Source organism: Enterobacter sp. AC1 (genome assembly GCF_050434705.1).
In the GTDB taxonomy this organism is placed as follows: Bacteria; Pseudomonadota; Gammaproteobacteria; order Enterobacterales; family Enterobacteriaceae; genus Enterobacter; species Enterobacter cloacae_L.
Genome location: NZ_JBNDIZ010000007.1, coordinates 43,896 through 59,205 on the forward strand (window position 1 = coordinate 43,896; position 15,310 = coordinate 59,205).

At 55.0% G+C, this 15,310-nt stretch carries 12 protein-coding genes; 5 read left to right on the plus strand and 7 right to left on the minus strand.

Annotated features, from left to right (window positions below):
- Positions 1-287 precede the first annotated feature (287 nt).
- Complete coding sequence (gene queD / locus M2433_RS18420) at positions 288-650, plus strand: 6-carboxytetrahydropterin synthase QueD (RefSeq protein ID WP_023309002.1); 363 nt, start codon at positions 288-290, stop codon at positions 648-650.
- Here the strand turns inward: queD and M2433_RS18425 are convergent.
- Entirely contained in the window at positions 635-2,983 is a 2,349-nt protein-coding gene (locus tag M2433_RS18425) for a helix-turn-helix transcriptional regulator (protein ID WP_429056085.1), read from the minus strand. The two genes, queD and M2433_RS18425, sit on opposite strands and share 16 nt — an antisense overlap.
- Before the next feature lie 171 nt (positions 2,984-3,154).
- Between M2433_RS18425 and M2433_RS18430 the strand changes: the two genes are divergently transcribed.
- On the plus strand, positions 3,155-4,324 hold the full coding sequence (locus tag M2433_RS18430) for a M20 aminoacylase family protein (protein WP_429056087.1): 1,170 nt from the start codon (positions 3,155-3,157) through the stop codon (positions 4,322-4,324).
- Between the two features lie 26 nt (positions 4,325-4,350).
- A complete protein-coding gene (locus M2433_RS18435) occupies positions 4,351-5,748 on the plus strand; it encodes an MFS transporter (RefSeq protein WP_429056088.1) in 1,398 nt (465 codons plus the stop codon).
- Between the two features lie 17 nt (positions 5,749-5,765).
- On the opposite strand, the gene queE is transcribed toward M2433_RS18435, so the two are convergent.
- The 3 genes from queE to M2433_RS18450 are packed head-to-tail and all read right to left on the minus strand — an operon-like array spanning position 5,766 to position 8,758.
- Positions 5,766-6,437, minus strand: a complete 672-nt coding sequence (gene queE / locus M2433_RS18440; protein WP_134348892.1) for a 7-carboxy-7-deazaguanine synthase QueE — start codon at positions 6,435-6,437, stop codon at positions 5,766-5,768.
- Between the two features lie 54 nt (positions 6,438-6,491).
- Positions 6,492-7,199: an N-acetylmannosamine-6-phosphate 2-epimerase gene (locus M2433_RS18445; RefSeq protein WP_429056090.1), complete on the minus strand. Its 708-nt coding sequence runs from the start codon at positions 7,197-7,199 to the stop codon at positions 6,492-6,494.
- The gene (locus tag M2433_RS18450; protein ID WP_429056092.1) at positions 7,199-8,758 is read right to left on the minus strand and encodes a PTS transporter subunit EIIC; all 1,560 of its coding nucleotides are present in this window, start codon (positions 8,756-8,758) and stop codon (positions 7,199-7,201) included. Before M2433_RS18450 ends, M2433_RS18445 begins: the two co-directional genes overlap by 1 nt.
- Positions 8,759-8,923: 165 nt before the next feature.
- Here M2433_RS18450 and M2433_RS18455 point away from each other — a divergent pair, with 165 nt between their 5' ends.
- Positions 8,924-9,748: a MurR/RpiR family transcriptional regulator gene (locus tag M2433_RS18455; RefSeq protein WP_429056094.1), complete on the plus strand. Its 825-nt coding sequence runs from the start codon at positions 8,924-8,926 to the stop codon at positions 9,746-9,748.
- A 358-nt stretch (positions 9,749-10,106) separates the two neighbouring features.
- Positions 10,107-11,216 (plus strand): SDR family oxidoreductase, encoded by a 1,110-nt coding sequence (locus M2433_RS18460; protein ID WP_429056096.1) that lies wholly within the window; start codon positions 10,107-10,109, stop codon positions 11,214-11,216.
- A 53-nt stretch (positions 11,217-11,269) separates the two neighbouring features.
- On the opposite strand, the gene eno is transcribed toward M2433_RS18460, so the two are convergent.
- From eno to mazG, 3 genes are all read right to left on the minus strand, one after another.
- Entirely contained in the window at positions 11,270-12,568 is a 1,299-nt protein-coding gene (gene eno / locus M2433_RS18465; RefSeq protein ID WP_045330584.1) for a phosphopyruvate hydratase, read from the minus strand.
- A gap of 81 nt (positions 12,569-12,649) precedes the next feature.
- Positions 12,650-14,287: a glutamine hydrolyzing CTP synthase gene (gene pyrG, locus M2433_RS18470; RefSeq protein ID WP_047348013.1), complete on the minus strand. Its 1,638-nt coding sequence runs from the start codon at positions 14,285-14,287 to the stop codon at positions 12,650-12,652.
- A gap of 223 nt (positions 14,288-14,510) precedes the next feature.
- Complete coding sequence (gene mazG / locus M2433_RS18475) at positions 14,511-15,302, minus strand: nucleoside triphosphate pyrophosphohydrolase (protein ID WP_429056097.1); 792 nt, start codon at positions 15,300-15,302, stop codon at positions 14,511-14,513.
- Positions 15,303-15,310 lie beyond the last annotated feature (8 nt).

The window sequence follows — 15,310 nt, forward strand, 5'->3', positions numbered from 1 at the left end:
AGCAAAGCGGAATTTATGCAAAAAGACCAAACTAGAGATAAGGTTAACGGCGAGGATAATAACAATTAAAGAAGGGATGGAAATAATAAATAACCAAATGGACTAACCTGTTTTAGTTATCATTCTTAGCGATAAAAGCGATTAATTAACGCTTTGAAATTTATTAAGAAAAACTAAGAAAAACACCGTTTAACGGACGTTCAGGCTTCAGAGCCGTTTTAGTTAATGCTAAAAATTGTGCTTTCCGGTACTATGCGGCGGTTTTTTCCGCATTACTGAGAGCGATCATGTCCACCACACTGTTTAAAGATTTCACCTTCGAAGCCGCCCACCACCTTCCGCATGTTCCTGAAGGACATAAATGCGGCCGTCTGCACGGGCATTCGTTTATGGTGCGTCTTGAGATCACCGGTGAAGTTGATCCGCATACCGGTTGGATCATGGATTTTGCTGAACTAAAGGCGGCGTTTAAGCCGACCTACGATCGTCTGGATCATTACTACCTGAATGATATCCCGGGCCTTGAAAACCCGACCAGCGAAGTTCTGGCAAAATGGATTTGGGATCAGATGAAGCCGCTGGTGCCGCTGCTGAGCGCGGTGATGATCAAAGAGACCTGTACCGCCGGCTGTATCTATCGCGGGGAGTGATCCTCCTCTTCATCGCGCACGTTTAGCGGCGTGAACTCATAGAGCGCGAGCGCATTACTTTCCAGCGATTCTGTCATTTGCCAGCCGTCATAAAGCCGTTCATCGCGTAAGGAAAGCGATGGGCGCGCTTTGTGCGCGATCCAGCGCCACATCTCCTCATCAGGTCCGCTGTCGCTGCCTATCCCTTCCAGCAGCGGGTAGAGCGCACCATTGTACCTATCAAAAAGATGGCTTTTAATGCGCCAGCTGCCGCGCATTCCTCTCAGCTCAAGATGATACTGCTGACGAAAACGCTGAATGAAAGCCTCCTCGCTGGAGAGTAGCGGGTTGAACACCACCACGTTACGCAGCAGCAGCTGATAGCCTCCCTGATGGCGGAGCAGCAGTATGCTCTTGTCATTGACGAGCACCTCTCCCCGCAGGCGCTGCCACAGCCAGAGAACCCAATAGATGGGCCGTGGAAGGCCGTGATTATATTGAAGCGCAAGGCTTGATGTATCGAGGGTGTTGTTCGCCCTGGCTTCCCCCTGCAAACCGGAATTAAGCCAGAATCCCGCCAGCCAGACCTGTTCTGAAAGACCGAGCAGATTTTGCATCAACAGCGCACCGCGAAAAAACCAGCCGTTGGTCGCCCGCGTGTTCCCGGTGAGAGTATTCCACGAGAGTAACCATACCGGCAGCGTCCGCTGCCGCTGACGAAGGGCGGAGAGGATCTGACGAACCTTTAGCACGGGATAATTTTCAGATGAGGAAAGATGCGCGGGATCCAACTGCGCCAGATCGAGCAGCTCGTTGGCATCTGCCGGACACGCGAGGAAATTGGCCTCGTCCAGAATTTCAGAACGAAACAGCGCGTCACCGCTCAGTTCAGTACCGACGGGGGATAAGCGATGCCACACCCCCAATTTTGCCTGGGGAAGGTAGGTCCTCAGCGCCGCACGCTGCGCCCGCCAGGCGTGCTCCTGGGTCTCCGCGTTTGCCTGCGGAGACCAGTGCATCACGACGTGCCAGCCTGCGGTGATGTCGGGCAAAAATCGGTTAACCGACAGCTGCAAAAAGCGCGTAAGGAGATCGCATCGGGTGGTGACCCCCGTATGCAGCAGGAGCGTCCAGCCTTTTTTCGCCACCCAGGTAAAGAGCTGTTGCAGATGATACCAGCAGGCGTAGCCCGCCATATGGGGATCGTCCCATCCCGTAGCGAACAGGCGGCTGCTGAGAAAAGGTTCAGCGATATCAATCCCCTCAACAGGGATCGCCTCGTGGAGCGCCTCCAGATGCTGGCGAACGTCCTCCCGCAGCAAATCATCGAGCTCACGCAGGGTGACGACCAGCCGCGTACGGCGCAGCGCGGAAGAGAGTGGATAAAGCTGCTGCAGATCCAGTATCCGTTCCTGACGCGGAGAGTGGGTTAATGGCGAGGATTCCCAGCCGCGGGCCTCAGCGCTGTTAAGCAGGCCAAACAACGTATCCACCGCAACGGCAAAACGCTGCTCGCGCGGGGTCGCCCGCAGAGGGGATGCATCGGGACGGTGACGTCGGGCCTTACGGAACTCGGCCGGAGACATGTTGTGATAGCGTCGGAACCGATCGGTCATCATACGCGTGCTGGCAAACCCGTGATCCAGCGCAATCTGATGCAGAGGACGGCTGGTGAGGCGCAGGGCATCAGCCGCTTTTTCCAGCCGCAGAGCGGTGATGTACTGCATAAAACTGACCCCCATCTCTTTTCGAAAGAGACGGGAGAGCCACGCTTCGGAGACGAATTCACTCTCAGCGATTTCAGCCAGCGTAATGCGACGGGTATAGCTGGCGTTAATCCGCTCCAGCACGCGAGCGATGCGTTTGCTTACGTCGGCGTGCTGGTCCCGGGATTTCAGACGGGCAGGCTGCTGGAAGCGGCCGATCAGCAGCAGCAGGATCTCGCTCAACCAGCGATTCGCCTCCAGCCTGTAGCGGTGCGGATCGTTGACCAGCGTTACGACCAGAAGCTGACGCAGTAAGTGCCTAAGCTCGTCACACTGCGGCACTTTCCCACCGGACTCTGCCGGAATCGCGTAGTCATGGGCAAAAAAATCATTGTACAACTTGATCACCCAGCGCCCGGAGAGGGTGACTCGCAGGGTCACGTTCGCGCACAGGCTACTGAACCGCCAGCGCTGATGGCGGTTTATCAACGCAAGGCCGTTGGCCGGCACCGTTTCGTTTCTCGCGTCGGTTTGCAGTTCAGCTTGCCCTTCCAGCACCCATAGTATCGTCAGCGAATCGCCTTCATCCTGCGCGAGCAGGCGAATGTCCTCAACGGTTACCGCAAACTCATTTCCACGCTGCTCCATTCGGCTCCCCCGCAAGGACAAAAAATGACATGCTGTTTTTTGTCATAACTGAATCGTATGAAAAACAATCAGAAAAAAGGCGTCGATTTACAACAAAAAAAGGCATTTTCCCGCAATGCGATCGACATAAACTCGAAATTAACACCGTTTGGCAGGAAAAGGATAACAAAAATGACACATCCAATTGTTGACGCACTGCGGGGCACCGAGGCTCAGTTCACCGAATTACGCCGCGAGTTTCACCGACATCCCGAAATTGGCTTCGAGGAGCACAAAACCAGCGACCGCGTCGCGGCACTCCTGCGCCTGTGGGGCTATGAAGTCCACCGGGGGCTGGCAAAAACCGGGGTGGTCGGCACTCTGAAGGTGGGAAACGGCAGCAAACGCCTGGGCCTGCGCGCCGATATGGATGCGCTGCCGATGCAGGAAAACAGCGGCAAAGCGTGGTCCAGCACCGTCGAAGGTAAATTTCACGGCTGCGGGCATGATGGCCACACCGCCACGCTGCTTTATGCCGCAGAGTATCTGGCACGCACCCGCAACTTTAGCGGCACGCTGCATCTCATTTTTCAGCCAGCCGAAGAGCTGCTGTATGGCGGGCGCGTCATGGTGGAAGAGGGGCTGTTTGAACAGTTCCCCTGCGACCATATTTTTGGACTGCACAATATGCCCTCCCAGCCGCTCGGAAAAATTGGCCTGCGCGATGGAGCCATGATGGCTTCCTCTGACACCGTGCATATTGAAGTAAACGGCGTGGGAGGACACGGTGCCGTTCCGGAACACACCGTCGATGCCACGCTCGTTGCCTGCCATATCACTCTCGCGCTGCAGTCGATTGTATCGAGGAATATCACCCCGTTCCAGCCGGTCGTCGTGACCGTGGGCAGCATCCAGGCGGGACATGCCCCGAACATCATCAACGATAAGGTATTAATGAAGCTTACCGTGCGCACGCTGGATGAAGCGGTGCGTCAAACCGTCCTGCAGCGGATCCACGACATCGCCGTGGCGCAGGCAGAGAGCTTCAATGCCACGGCCACAATTCGTCACGTTAACGGTAGCCCGGTACTGAGCAATAACCCACAGGCTAATGAAATGGTACGCACGGTGGCGACCGACCTGTTTGGCCAGGATGCCGTCGCGTCGGTCAATGCGTTTATGGGGAGCGAGGATTTTGCGTTCATGCTCGAAAAAAATCCTCACGGCTGCTACTTCACCCTCGGTGCCGGAGATGAGCCGGACCGCTGCATGGTGCATAACCCAGGCTACGACTTTAACGACAAGCTCCTGTTGACCGGCGCGGCGCTCTGGACCGCGTTAACCGAACACTATCTGCGCTGATGCGCGCGCCCATGGAGGCTTGCACGATGAGTAGCGTACCCCTGACAGGCACGACGTCCTACACCGGCAACGATCGGCTACTGGCCGGTATTGTGATGAGCGTTCTGACATTCTGGTTATTTGCGCAGTCGGTGATTAACGTCGTGCCGGCAATGAAAAATAGCCTCGCAATTTCCCTTGAAACCCTCACGCTGGCGGTCAGTCTCAGTGCGCTGTTCAGCGGCTGTTTTGTCGTTGCCTGCGGGGGGTTTGCCGATAAGTTTGGCCGCGTGCGCATGACGTACATTGGCCTGACGCTGAGCATCATCGGCAGCGCCCTGCTCTTCGTGTCGTGGGAGCCCGTCATGTTTCTGCTGGGGAGAGCGATCCAGGGCCTGTCAGCAGCCTGCATCATGCCCGCCACGCTGGCGCTGATCAAAACCTGGTATCAAGGCAACGCGCGCCAGCGGGCGATCAGCTTTTGGGTCATCGGCTCGTGGGGCGGCAGCGGCCTGAGCTCGTTTGTCGGTGGCGCCATTGCCACCACGCTCGGCTGGCGATGGATATTTATTTTTGCCATGCTAGCGGCGGCGGCAGCGCTACTGCTGATTCGAGGTACCCCGGAAAGCCGAAGCGACAGCGCGCGACGCCATAAGCTGGATATGAGCGGCCTGGTGAGCTTTGTCCTTATGCTGGTGCTGTTGAACCTGTTTATCAGCAAGGGGCACAGCTGGGGCTGGAGTAGCAGCCTCTCGCTGCTTGTGCTGAGTGGCGCAGCGCTGGCAGCGGTCTGCTTTGTATTTACCGGGCAACGTAAAGGTGATGCGGCACTGATTGATTTTGCCCTGTTTAAAAACCGGGCCTACAGCGCGTCGGTTTTCTCCAATTTTTTGCTCAACGGTTGTATTGGCACGATGATGATCGCCAGCATCTGGCTGCAGCAAGGCCACAGTCTGTCGCCGTTGCAAACCGGCATGATGACGCTAGGGTATCTGGTCACCGTGCTGGCGATGATTCGGGTTGGGGAAAAGCTGCTCCAGCGCTACGGCGCGCGCCTGCCGATGATGACCGGGCCGCTGCTGACCGCAACAGGTATCACGCTGATCTCCTGTACATTTTTAAGCAAAGAGATCTATATCGTCACCGTCTTTCTCAGCAACATTTTATTTGGCCTGGGGCTTGGGTGTTACGCCACGCCGTCAACGGATACGGCGGTGATGAATACGCCAGAAAATAAAGTCGGGGTGGGCTCAGGAGTTTACAAGATGGGCAGTTCGCTGGGCGGAGCAATGGGGATCGCAGTCACCGCATCGCTGTATGCGCTATTGCTGCCGCTGGGAATGGCCAGCGCCGCACAGTATGCGCTACTTTTTAACAGCGCGATTTGTCTCGCTTCGGCGGGAGTGACCTGGGCATTACTCCCTTCAGGACGGGCCCCGCGATAGGCGGGGCCGCGAAAGGATCAGGCAATATTCAAATACTTGTGCGTTTGCATAGACAGGCGCCAGTTACGCGCAATACAGGTTTCAATGCACAGGCGCGTCGCGTCCTCTTTCTGGCTGATAGGCTGCAGGGCAATCACCCGCTGCTTTTCGTCCGCCAGCGTCGCCAGCAGTTCATCCAGCGCTTCGATATCACGCACGCGCCCGACAGGGTGCTTGATCTCATCCGCGCGCTCCAGCGCCTGAGACAGCACATCGTACCCGCCGCGCATATTCACTTTCGGCGATACCGTCACCCAGGTGGCGTGCGAGCAGCGCACTTCATGGGTACCGCTGGTTTCAATCTGGCAGCTGTAGCCGTTCTTTTCGAGCAGCTCGGTCAGCGGGGTCAGATCGTGGATGCAGGGTTCACCGCCGGTGATCACCACGTGGCGCGCCGTCCAGCCCTGACGACCAATAATGGCCAGCAGATCTTCTGAACTGCCCGCGCCCCACTTATCGCTCTCTTTGGTTTTCGCCAGAATGCTAAACAGCGACACTTCCCGATCTGCGAGCTTATCCCACGTATGTTTGGTATCACACCAGGCACAGCCAACCGGGCATCCCTGTAAACGAATGAAAATAGCGGGAACGCCGGTAAAGTAACCCTCGCCTTGCAGGGTCTGGAACATCTCGTTAATCGGGTACTGCATAGTCATCTCAGTAAAGGGGATAAACGATAAGTATCGCAGATCCCCGCCGGATGGTCATGCTCCATCGGTGCTTTGCGCGCCAATCGCCGCCATAAACCGTTCGGTAATTTGCTGGGGACGGGTGATTGCGCCGCCGACGACGACCGTATGCGCGCCCAGCGCCAGGCACCTGGCTGCACGCTCCGGGGTATCTACGTTGCCTTCGGCAACCACGGGAACCGTAACCGCTGCCAGCACCGCCTTGAGGAACGCGCAGTCATTCTCCGGAAGCGAATGGCCCGCGCTGTCCGCCGTATAGCCATAAAGCGTGGTGCCGATGCAATCAAAACCCAGCGCCTGCGCCGTCGCGGCCTCGTCCACGGAGGAAATATCCGCCATTAGCAGTACCGCGGGATAACGGGAGCGGATACGCGCGACCAGCTCGCCCAGGGCTTCACCGCCGGGGCGTTCCCGCGCCGTCGCGTCAAGGGCAATGATTTCAGGGGCGACGGTCATGAGCTCATCCACTTCTTTCATCGTCGCGGTGATAAACACCTCGCTTCCCGGGTAATCCCGCTTGATGATGCCGATAACAGGCAAAGATACCTGCTGCTTAATGGCCTCAATATCTACCACGCTGTTGGCACGAATGGCGGCGGCCCCGCCCTGCGCCGCCGCCAGCGCCATCCGCGACATAATAAACGGGCTATGCAGCGGTTCATTCTCCAGCGCCTGACAGGAGACGACCAGTTTTCCCTTCAGGTTATCCAGTACAGTTTTCATTACGATAAGATCTCTTCCACTTCATTTTTGATAATCGTGACGTGCGGGCCATAAATAACCTGAACACCGTTACCGCGCACAATAACGCCGCGCGCGCCGGTGGCTTTCAGCGCCGCGTCATTCACCTTGCTGCCGTCTTTGACCGTGACGCGAAGACGCGTGGCGCAGCAGTCCACCTCTTCCAGATTCTCTTTTCCGCCTAATCCGGCGATCACCGCCACAGCGCGTTCGCTTTGCGGGAGGGTCACCTCGTCAGCCACCGCCTCCTTTTCACGGCCCGGCGTGGCGAAATCAAAGCGGTTAATCAGGTAGCGGAACGTAAAGTAGTAAAGGAAGAACCACGGCACGCCGACCAGCGGAACGAACATCCAGTTAGTTTTGGCCTCGCCCTGCAAAATGCCGAACAGCACGAAGTCGATAAAGCCGCCGGAGAAGGTTTGCCCGATGGTGATATGCAGCATGTGCGCGAGCATGAAGGCCAGCCCGTCAAACAGCGCATGAATGACGTAGAGCACCGGCGCAATAAACAGGAAGGAGAACTCGATGGGCTCGGTAATCCCGGTCAGGAATGAGGTTAATGCCGCAGAGAGCAGCAGCCCGGCCACGCGTTTTTTGTTCTCGGGTTTTGCCGTGTGGTACATCGCCAGACACGCCCCGAGAAGGCCAAACATCATCGTAATAAAGCGCCCGGACATGAAGCGTGACGTCCCTTCGTAGAACTGGCGCGTGGTGGGATCGGCCAGCTGGGCGAAGAAGATCCGCTGAGTGCCCTCAACCAAATGACCGTTGACGATTTCACTGCCGCCAAGCGCGGTGGTCCAGAAAGGCAGATAGAAAATGTGGTGCAAACCAAACGGACCCAGCATGCGTAGAATAAAGCCGTACAGCAGAGTACCCAGATAGCCGGTGGCATCCACCAGCCCGCCCAGTCCAAAAATCAGTTTCTGGAAATGCGGCCAGACCACGGTCATTGCCGCCCCGACGAGTATCGCTGCCAGGGAGCTGATAATGGGGACAAAGCGCGAGCCGCCAAAGAACCCGAGGAACTGCGGAAGCGCAATTTTATTAAACCGATGATGGAGCGCGCAGGTCACGAGTCCAATCACCACGCCGCCAAAGACGCCGGTTTCCAGCGTCTGAATACCCAGCGTCATGCCCTGCCCCACGGCACCCGGGTTCTCATGCGCCAGTTTGCCGGTAAGGATCAGCAGCGCGTTGATGGTGGCATTCATCACCAGAAACGCGAGCAGCGCCGCCAGCCCAGCCGTGCCCTTATCGCTTTTTGCCAGCCCGACGGCCACCCCAACGGCAAACAGCACCGAGAGGTTCGCAAACACAATTGAACCGGCGCTGCTCATGATGGTGAAAATCGCCTGCAGCCAGCCCACATCTAAAAAGGGATAAGCCGTCAGCGTATTGGGATTGGATAACGCGCCGCCTATCCCCAGCAGCAGACCCGCCGCGGGCAATACGGCGATGGGCAACATAAAGGATTTGCCGAAGCGCTGCGCTTTTTCAAACCATCCGCCCGAAGAAGCCCCACTGAACATTTGCATCATTTTTTCATTCCCCTATTTAACGATGAAAATTTTTACCATATTAATATTTAATAGTGAAAATTATCATCATAAACCAGGAGCCCGATCATACTTTTTCAAAATGACTGGCATCTTTCCCCCGCTTTCCGCCACACTAGGCGCAGGGAAACACATTAAGGACCTGGCATGTCGGACCATGAAAACCTGCTGCTGAAGCTCCGCCAGGAGGCTTCCGGATACAGCCCAACGCAACAAAAACTCGGCGAATTTGTCCTCAACGATCCTGCCCGGGTGCTCTACCTGACTATCACGGAACTGGCGCGCGAGAGCCGCACCAGCGAGGCCAGCGTAACGCGTCTTTGCCGCACGCTGGGCTGTAAGGGCTATAACGAATTCAAAATGGCGCTTGCGCTGGATATTCAGCAGGGCCAGCCCGCGCGTCAGGCGGGGGATGACATTGATAACGTTGTGGATGAGTCGGTGCAGGCATTGCAGGATACCGCCAGACTCCTGGACCGCGGGCTGCTTCAAAAGGCCGCGCTGGCGCTGCATCAGGCGCAGTCCGTGCAGATTTACGGCGTCGCGGCCAGCGCGATCCTCGGGGAGTATCTGCACTACAAGCTGCTGCGGCTGGGAAAACCCGCGCAGCTGTTTAGCGATATGCACCGCGCGGCCATGAATGCGACAACGCTTTCGCAAGAGACCCTGGTCGTGGCCATCTCCAGCTCGGGTTCAACGCGGGATTTACTTCACGTGGTGAAACTTGCCCGCAAGCGCGGCGCTAAGGTTCTGGCACTCAGCAATACGCCCCGTAGCCCGCTGGCGTCTCTGAGCGATATGCAGCTGGTTGCCGCCAAGCCAGAGGGGCCACTGAGCGCAGGCGCGCTCAATGCTAAGGTTGGGGTCATGCTGCTGGTTGAGTTGCTGACCACGTCCATGATTGCGCTGGATGGTCATTACGGTGACGTTAGCCAGCAAACAGCCAGCGCCACGCTTCCCCTGTTGCTCTAAAAATCCTTCGCAGGCTAAATAAAATAGCCTGCGATTTAGGCCGTCTGATTTCAGTTAAGTGGTATTTAAATCATTTATCCGGCAAATGATTGGTGTAACAAAACATTATATTTATTACATTCTGAATTACTATTCCCTCGCGAAGAAATAGCTTTAAAACAATTCAAAATCAATAAGTTAAAATATAAATTTTAATAAATTGAATTTTTATCCTGCCTGCAATGTCCAATATCTCCACCTGATTTCCTTTCCTTAAAATAAGCTTAAGACGCTATCGGTTTCGGCGTTTTATTATTTAAATACCGTTTACTTTTGCACGCCTACAATCCGCCTCATCAATCATAATGAGACGGTATTAATGAAGATGTTATTGATTACAGGCGTGACCGGATTTCTGGGCGGTGCAGTACTGGAAAAAATCCTGACCCACGATCGATCCGTAAAACTTCTTTTGCTCGCGCGTGCTGGCGATCCGCAAAGCGGGCTGGAGCGGGTGCTGGAAAATATGCGCAAGTTCAACGTTCCCGAAGACAAGCTGGCCTCCCTAAGCGCGGATAACATTCTCATTGGCGATCTCAGCCAGCCTGAAGCCTTTCTGAACGATCCACGACTGGACCAGGTAACGCATGTCGTTAACTGTGCGGCGGTTGCCTCATTTGGTAATAACCCGCTGATCTGGAAGGTCAACGTGGAAGGCACGCTTGCGCTGGCGCGCCGAATGGCGCAGGTTACAACGCTACAGCGTTTCCTCCACGTTGGCACGGCAATGTCATGCACGCCGGAGCAGGGTTCCCTGGTCGCCGAAAGCGCTGAATTCAGAGAGAATGCTGAACACCTGGTGGAATACACTTTTTCGAAGTCGACCATCGAACAGCTGATGCGCCAGGAATGTCCAAACCTGCCGCTGCTCATCGCTCGCCCGTCCATTGTCGTCGGCCATACCCGTCACGGCTGCACCCCGTCGAGCAGCATTTTCTGGGTCTTCAGCATGGGTCTGATGCTGCAGAAGTTTATGTGTTCCATGGAAGACAGAATCGACGTTGTTCCGGTGGATTATTGCGCCGATGCGCTGTTAATGCTGCTCACCAGCGACGCGCGTCCGGGAGAAGTGGTACACATTTCTGCTGGGGAAGAGAACAGCGTTCGCTTTGCCGATATCGATCAGGCGATGGCGCAGGCGCTGGAGAAAGCGCCCGTCGGTGATAAATATGCGCAGGTCAGCTATGAAACGCTGGTCAGAATGCGCCGCGAGCTGAAAACTATTTTTGGCCCGTGCAACGAACGTCTGATGCTGAAAGCCATGCGGCTATACGGTGCGTTTGCCACGCTTAACGTGCGCTTCAGCAACGATAAGCTGCTGAGTATGGGAATGCCGAAACCGCCCCGATTTACGGATTACATCGCCCGCTGCGTGCAAACCACTCAGGGGCTGACCATTCCGGAGCAAATGGCGGTTGATTTTAAATAGCCAAAAAAAATGCCAGTCATTCGACTGGCATTTTCATTTTAAGGCTTGAGCAATTATGCCTGGCCTTTGATCTCTTTACGGCCGTTGTATGGTGCTTTTTCGCCCAGCGCTTCTTCGATACGAATCAGCTGGTTGTATTTAGCAACACGGTCAGAACGGCTCATAGAACCAGTTTTGATCTGGCCTGCAGCGGTACCCACAGCCAGGTCGGCAATGGTAGCGTCTTCAGTTTCGCCAGAACGGTGAGAGATAACAGCGGTGTAGCCAGCATCTTTAGCCATTTTGATCGCAGCCAGAGTTTCGGTCAGAGAACCGATCTGGTTGAATTTGATCAGGATGGAGTTAACGATGCCTTTCTCGATGCCTTCTTTCAGGATCTTGGTGTTGGTTACGAACAGGTCGTCACCAACCAGCTGGATTTTGTCGCCCAGTACTTTGGTCTGGTATGCGAAACCATCCCAGTCAGACTCGTCCAGACCGTCTTCGATAGAAACGATTGGGTACTGTTTGGTCAGATCTTCCAGGAAGTGGGTGAACTCTTCGGAGGTGAACGCTTTGTTGCCTTCGCCAGCCAGAACGTATTTACCGTCTTTGTAGAATTCAGATGCTGCACAGTCCATCGCCAGGGTGATGTCTTTGCCCAGCTCGTAGCCAGCCGCTTTTACAGCTTCTGCGATAACAGCCAGTGCTTCTGCGTTAGAACCCAGGTTTGGCGCATAGCCACCTTCGTCACCAACAGCCGTGTTCATACCTTTAGCTTTCAGAACTTTAGCCAGGTTGTGGAACACTTCAGAACCCATACGTACCGCTTCTTTCAGGGATTTCGCGCCAACTGGCTGAATCATAAATTCCTGAATATCAACGTTGTTGTCTGCGTGCTCACCACCGTTGATGATGTTCATCATTGGTACAGGCATGGAGTATTTGCCTGGGGTGCCGTTCAGTTCAGCGATGTGCTCGAACAGTGGCATACCTTTCGCTGCAGCTGCTGCTTTGGCGTTCGCCAGGGAAACAGCCAGGATTGCGTTCGCACCGAAGTTAGATTTGTTTTCAGTACCGTCCAGATCGATCATGATCTTGTCGATGCCAGCCTGGTCTTTGGCGTCTTTGCCAATGATTGCCTGAGCAATAGGACCGTTTACAGCGCCAACCGCTTTCAGTACGCCTTTGCCCAGGAAGCGGGATTTGTCGCCATCGCGCAGTTCCAGCGCTTCGCGGGAACCGGTAGAAGCACCTGATGGAGCAGCAGCCATACCAACGAAACCACCTTCCAGGTGAACTTCGGCTTCAACGGTCGGGTTACCACGGGAGTCGATGATTTCACGACCGATGACTTTAACGATTTTGGACATTAGATTTTCCTCAGTACAAGTTAAACTAAAACTCCAGACAAACAACGCGTACCAGGGTACGCGTTGCCGTTCTAACTTTTTTTACTTCGCCTGACGCTTCTGGTACTCGCTGGCGGCCTTCACGAAGCCTGCAAACAGCGGATGCCCGTCACGTGGCGTAGAAGTAAATTCCGGGTGGAACTGGCAGGCGACAAACCAAGGATGGTTTGGCACTTCAATGATCTCGACTAACTGATCATCCCCGGAGCGGCCCGCAACACGCAGGCCCGCGGCTTCAATTGGTTTCAACAACATGTTGTTGACTTCATAGCGGTGACGATGGCGCTCGGTGATGACCGGCTCGCCATACAGCTTGCGAACCACGCTATCGTCAGACAGCTGGCAGGCCTGTGCGCCAAGACGCATGGTGCCACCCAGATCGCTCTTCTCGGTACGGACTTCGACGTTACCTTCTTCGTCACGCCATTCAGTGATAAGCGCCACTACAGGGTACTTACAGTCTGGCACAAATTCCGTAGAGTTCGCGTTTTCCATTCCCGCTACGTTGCGCGCAAATTCGATCAGCGCAACCTGCATACCCAGGCAGATGCCGAGGTATGGAATATTGTTTTCACGCGCATAGCGCGCGGTGGCGATCTTGCCTTCCACACCACGGTAGCCGAAGCCGCCAGGGATAAGGATAGCATCCAGATCTTTCAGAATTTCGACGCCACGCGTTTCAACATCCTGCGAATCAATCAGCTTGATGTTCACGGAGACGCGGTTCTTCAGACCACCGTGCTTCAGCGCTTCGATCACTGACTTATAGGCATCCGGCAGTTCAATGTACTTGCCGACCATTCCGATAGTCACTTCGCCTGCCGGATTGGCTTCTTCGTAAATAACCTGTTCCCATTCAGACAGGTTAGCTTCCGGACAGTTCAAGCTGAATCGTTTACAAATATAATCGTCCAGGCCCTGAGATTTCAACAGGCCCGGGATTTTATAAATGGAATCGACATCTTTCATTGAAATAACGGCTTTTTCAGGCACGTTACAGAACAATGCAATTTTCGCACGTTCGTTCGCCGGAACGGCGCGATCGGAACGGCAAACCAGGATGTCTGGCTGAATACCAATGGAGAGCAGCTCTTTCACAGAGTGCTGAGTCGGCTTAGTTTTCACTTCACCTGCGGCTGCCATGTAAGGCACCAGCGTCAGGTGCATGAACAGCGCGTGTTCACGACCAATATCGACCGCCAGCTGACGAATCGCTTCCAGGAATGGCAGGGATTCGATATCACCCACGGTACCGCCGATTTCCACCAGCACCACGTCGTGGCCTTCGCCACCCGCAACAATGCGTTCTTTGATTGCGTTAGTGATGTGCGGGATAACCTGAACGGTTGCACCCAGATAGTCACCACGGCGCTCTTTACGCAGAACGTCGGAGTAGATGCGGCCAGTCGTGAAGTTGTTACGACGGGTCATTTTGGTGCGGATGAAACGCTCGTAGTGGCCAAGATCCAGATCGGTTTCAGCGCCGTCTTCAGTAACGAACACTTCCCCGTGTTGGATTGGGCTCATGGTGCCCGGATCGACGTTGATGTACGGATCCAGTTTCATCATGGTCACATTGAGGCCACGGGCTTCAAGAATGGCTGCGAGGGAGGCTGCGGCAATGCCTTTACCCAGAGAGGATACAACCCCGCCGGTCACAAAAATATAGTTCGTTGTCATGCTGAACCTGAGAAGTTAGGGTGAAACGATGGAATAACCAGGACGGGAAAGTAGTATACCCGAACACGGCGAGCGCCACAAACTTTCATTCTCCGTCTCCATTCCAGGCCATGACAAACATAAGGAGTGAGAAAATAGCCCCTTTTGGGTAAATGTTTTTGACGCAAATCAAGCGCTTGTCATTTAAAAAATCACACAAATTGCGCTTGATCGCAAAATTCCGTTAGAGATCAGATTCCTGGCGTTTTACTTCCTGCCAGACTTCTTCCATCGCCTCGAGGTCAATTCCACTCATTTCCAGGCCTCGCGAGGACACAATCCGCTCAACTTCGCGAAAGCGTCGTTCGAATTTTATGTTGGCTTTTTGCAGGGCCGTTTCCGCTTTTACGCCCAGGTGGCGCGAAAGGTTGACGGTCGCAAACAGCAGATCGCCCACCTCTTCTTCAAGCTTCGCTTCATCCACTACCGCCTGCTGCGCTTCGTGCATCACTTCGTCAATCTCTTCGTGCACTTTGTCCAGCACCGGGCCGAGGGAGGTCCAGTCAAAACCCACGGCGGAGCAGCGTTTCTGAATTTTATGCGCGCGCATCAGCGCGGGCAGGCTCATTGGAATGTCATCCAGCGCAGAGTGCTGGGATTTTTCTGCGCGCTCGGCGCTTTTAATTTGTTCCCAGCGGGCCAGCACCTCGGTGCTGTTCCCTGCGGTGGCATCGCCGAAAATATGGGGATGACGGCGCTCCAGCTTGTCGCTGATGGCAGCGCAGATATCGTCAAAGTTAAAGCGCCCTTCTTCCTGCGCCATTTGCGCATAGAACACCACCTGGAAGAGCAAATCGCCCAGCTCGCCGCGCAGGTCGTCAAAATCTTCGCGGGAAATGGCGTCCAGCACCTCATAGGTCTCTTCGAGGGTATACGGGGCGATGGTGGCAAAAGTCTGCTCTTTGTCCCACGGGCAGCCGTTTTCCGGATCGCGAAGGCGTTTCATAATGCCGAGCAGGCGGTCGATTTGAGTCATAATCTGTT

Excerpts from the sequence above, each read along its gene's own strand:
- queD (WP_023309002.1), top strand. The coding sequence starts at position 288 with ATGTCCACCACACTGTTTAAAGATTTCACCTTCGAAGCCGCCCACCAC.
- M2433_RS18425 (WP_429056085.1), bottom strand. The coding sequence starts at position 2,983 with ATGGAGCAGCGTGGAAATGAGTTTGCGGTAACCGTTGAGGACATTCGC.
- M2433_RS18430 (WP_429056087.1), top strand. The coding sequence starts at position 3,155 with ATGACACATCCAATTGTTGACGCACTGCGGGGCACCGAGGCTCAGTTC.
- M2433_RS18435 (WP_429056088.1), top strand. The coding sequence starts at position 4,351 with ATGAGTAGCGTACCCCTGACAGGCACGACGTCCTACACCGGCAACGAT.
- queE (WP_134348892.1), bottom strand. The coding sequence starts at position 6,437 with ATGCAGTACCCGATTAACGAGATGTTCCAGACCCTGCAAGGCGAGGGT.
- M2433_RS18445 (WP_429056090.1), bottom strand. The coding sequence starts at position 7,199 with ATGAAAACTGTACTGGATAACCTGAAGGGAAAACTGGTCGTCTCCTGT.
- M2433_RS18450 (WP_429056092.1), bottom strand. The coding sequence starts at position 8,758 with ATGATGCAAATGTTCAGTGGGGCTTCTTCGGGCGGATGGTTTGAAAAA.
- M2433_RS18455 (WP_429056094.1), top strand. The coding sequence starts at position 8,924 with ATGTCGGACCATGAAAACCTGCTGCTGAAGCTCCGCCAGGAGGCTTCC.
- M2433_RS18460 (WP_429056096.1), top strand. The coding sequence starts at position 10,107 with ATGAAGATGTTATTGATTACAGGCGTGACCGGATTTCTGGGCGGTGCA.
- eno (WP_045330584.1), bottom strand. The coding sequence starts at position 12,568 with ATGTCCAAAATCGTTAAAGTCATCGGTCGTGAAATCATCGACTCCCGT.
- pyrG (WP_047348013.1), bottom strand. The coding sequence starts at position 14,287 with ATGACAACGAACTATATTTTTGTGACCGGCGGGGTTGTATCCTCTCTG.
- mazG (WP_429056097.1), bottom strand. The coding sequence starts at position 15,302 with ATGACTCAAATCGACCGCCTGCTCGGCATTATGAAACGCCTTCGCGAT.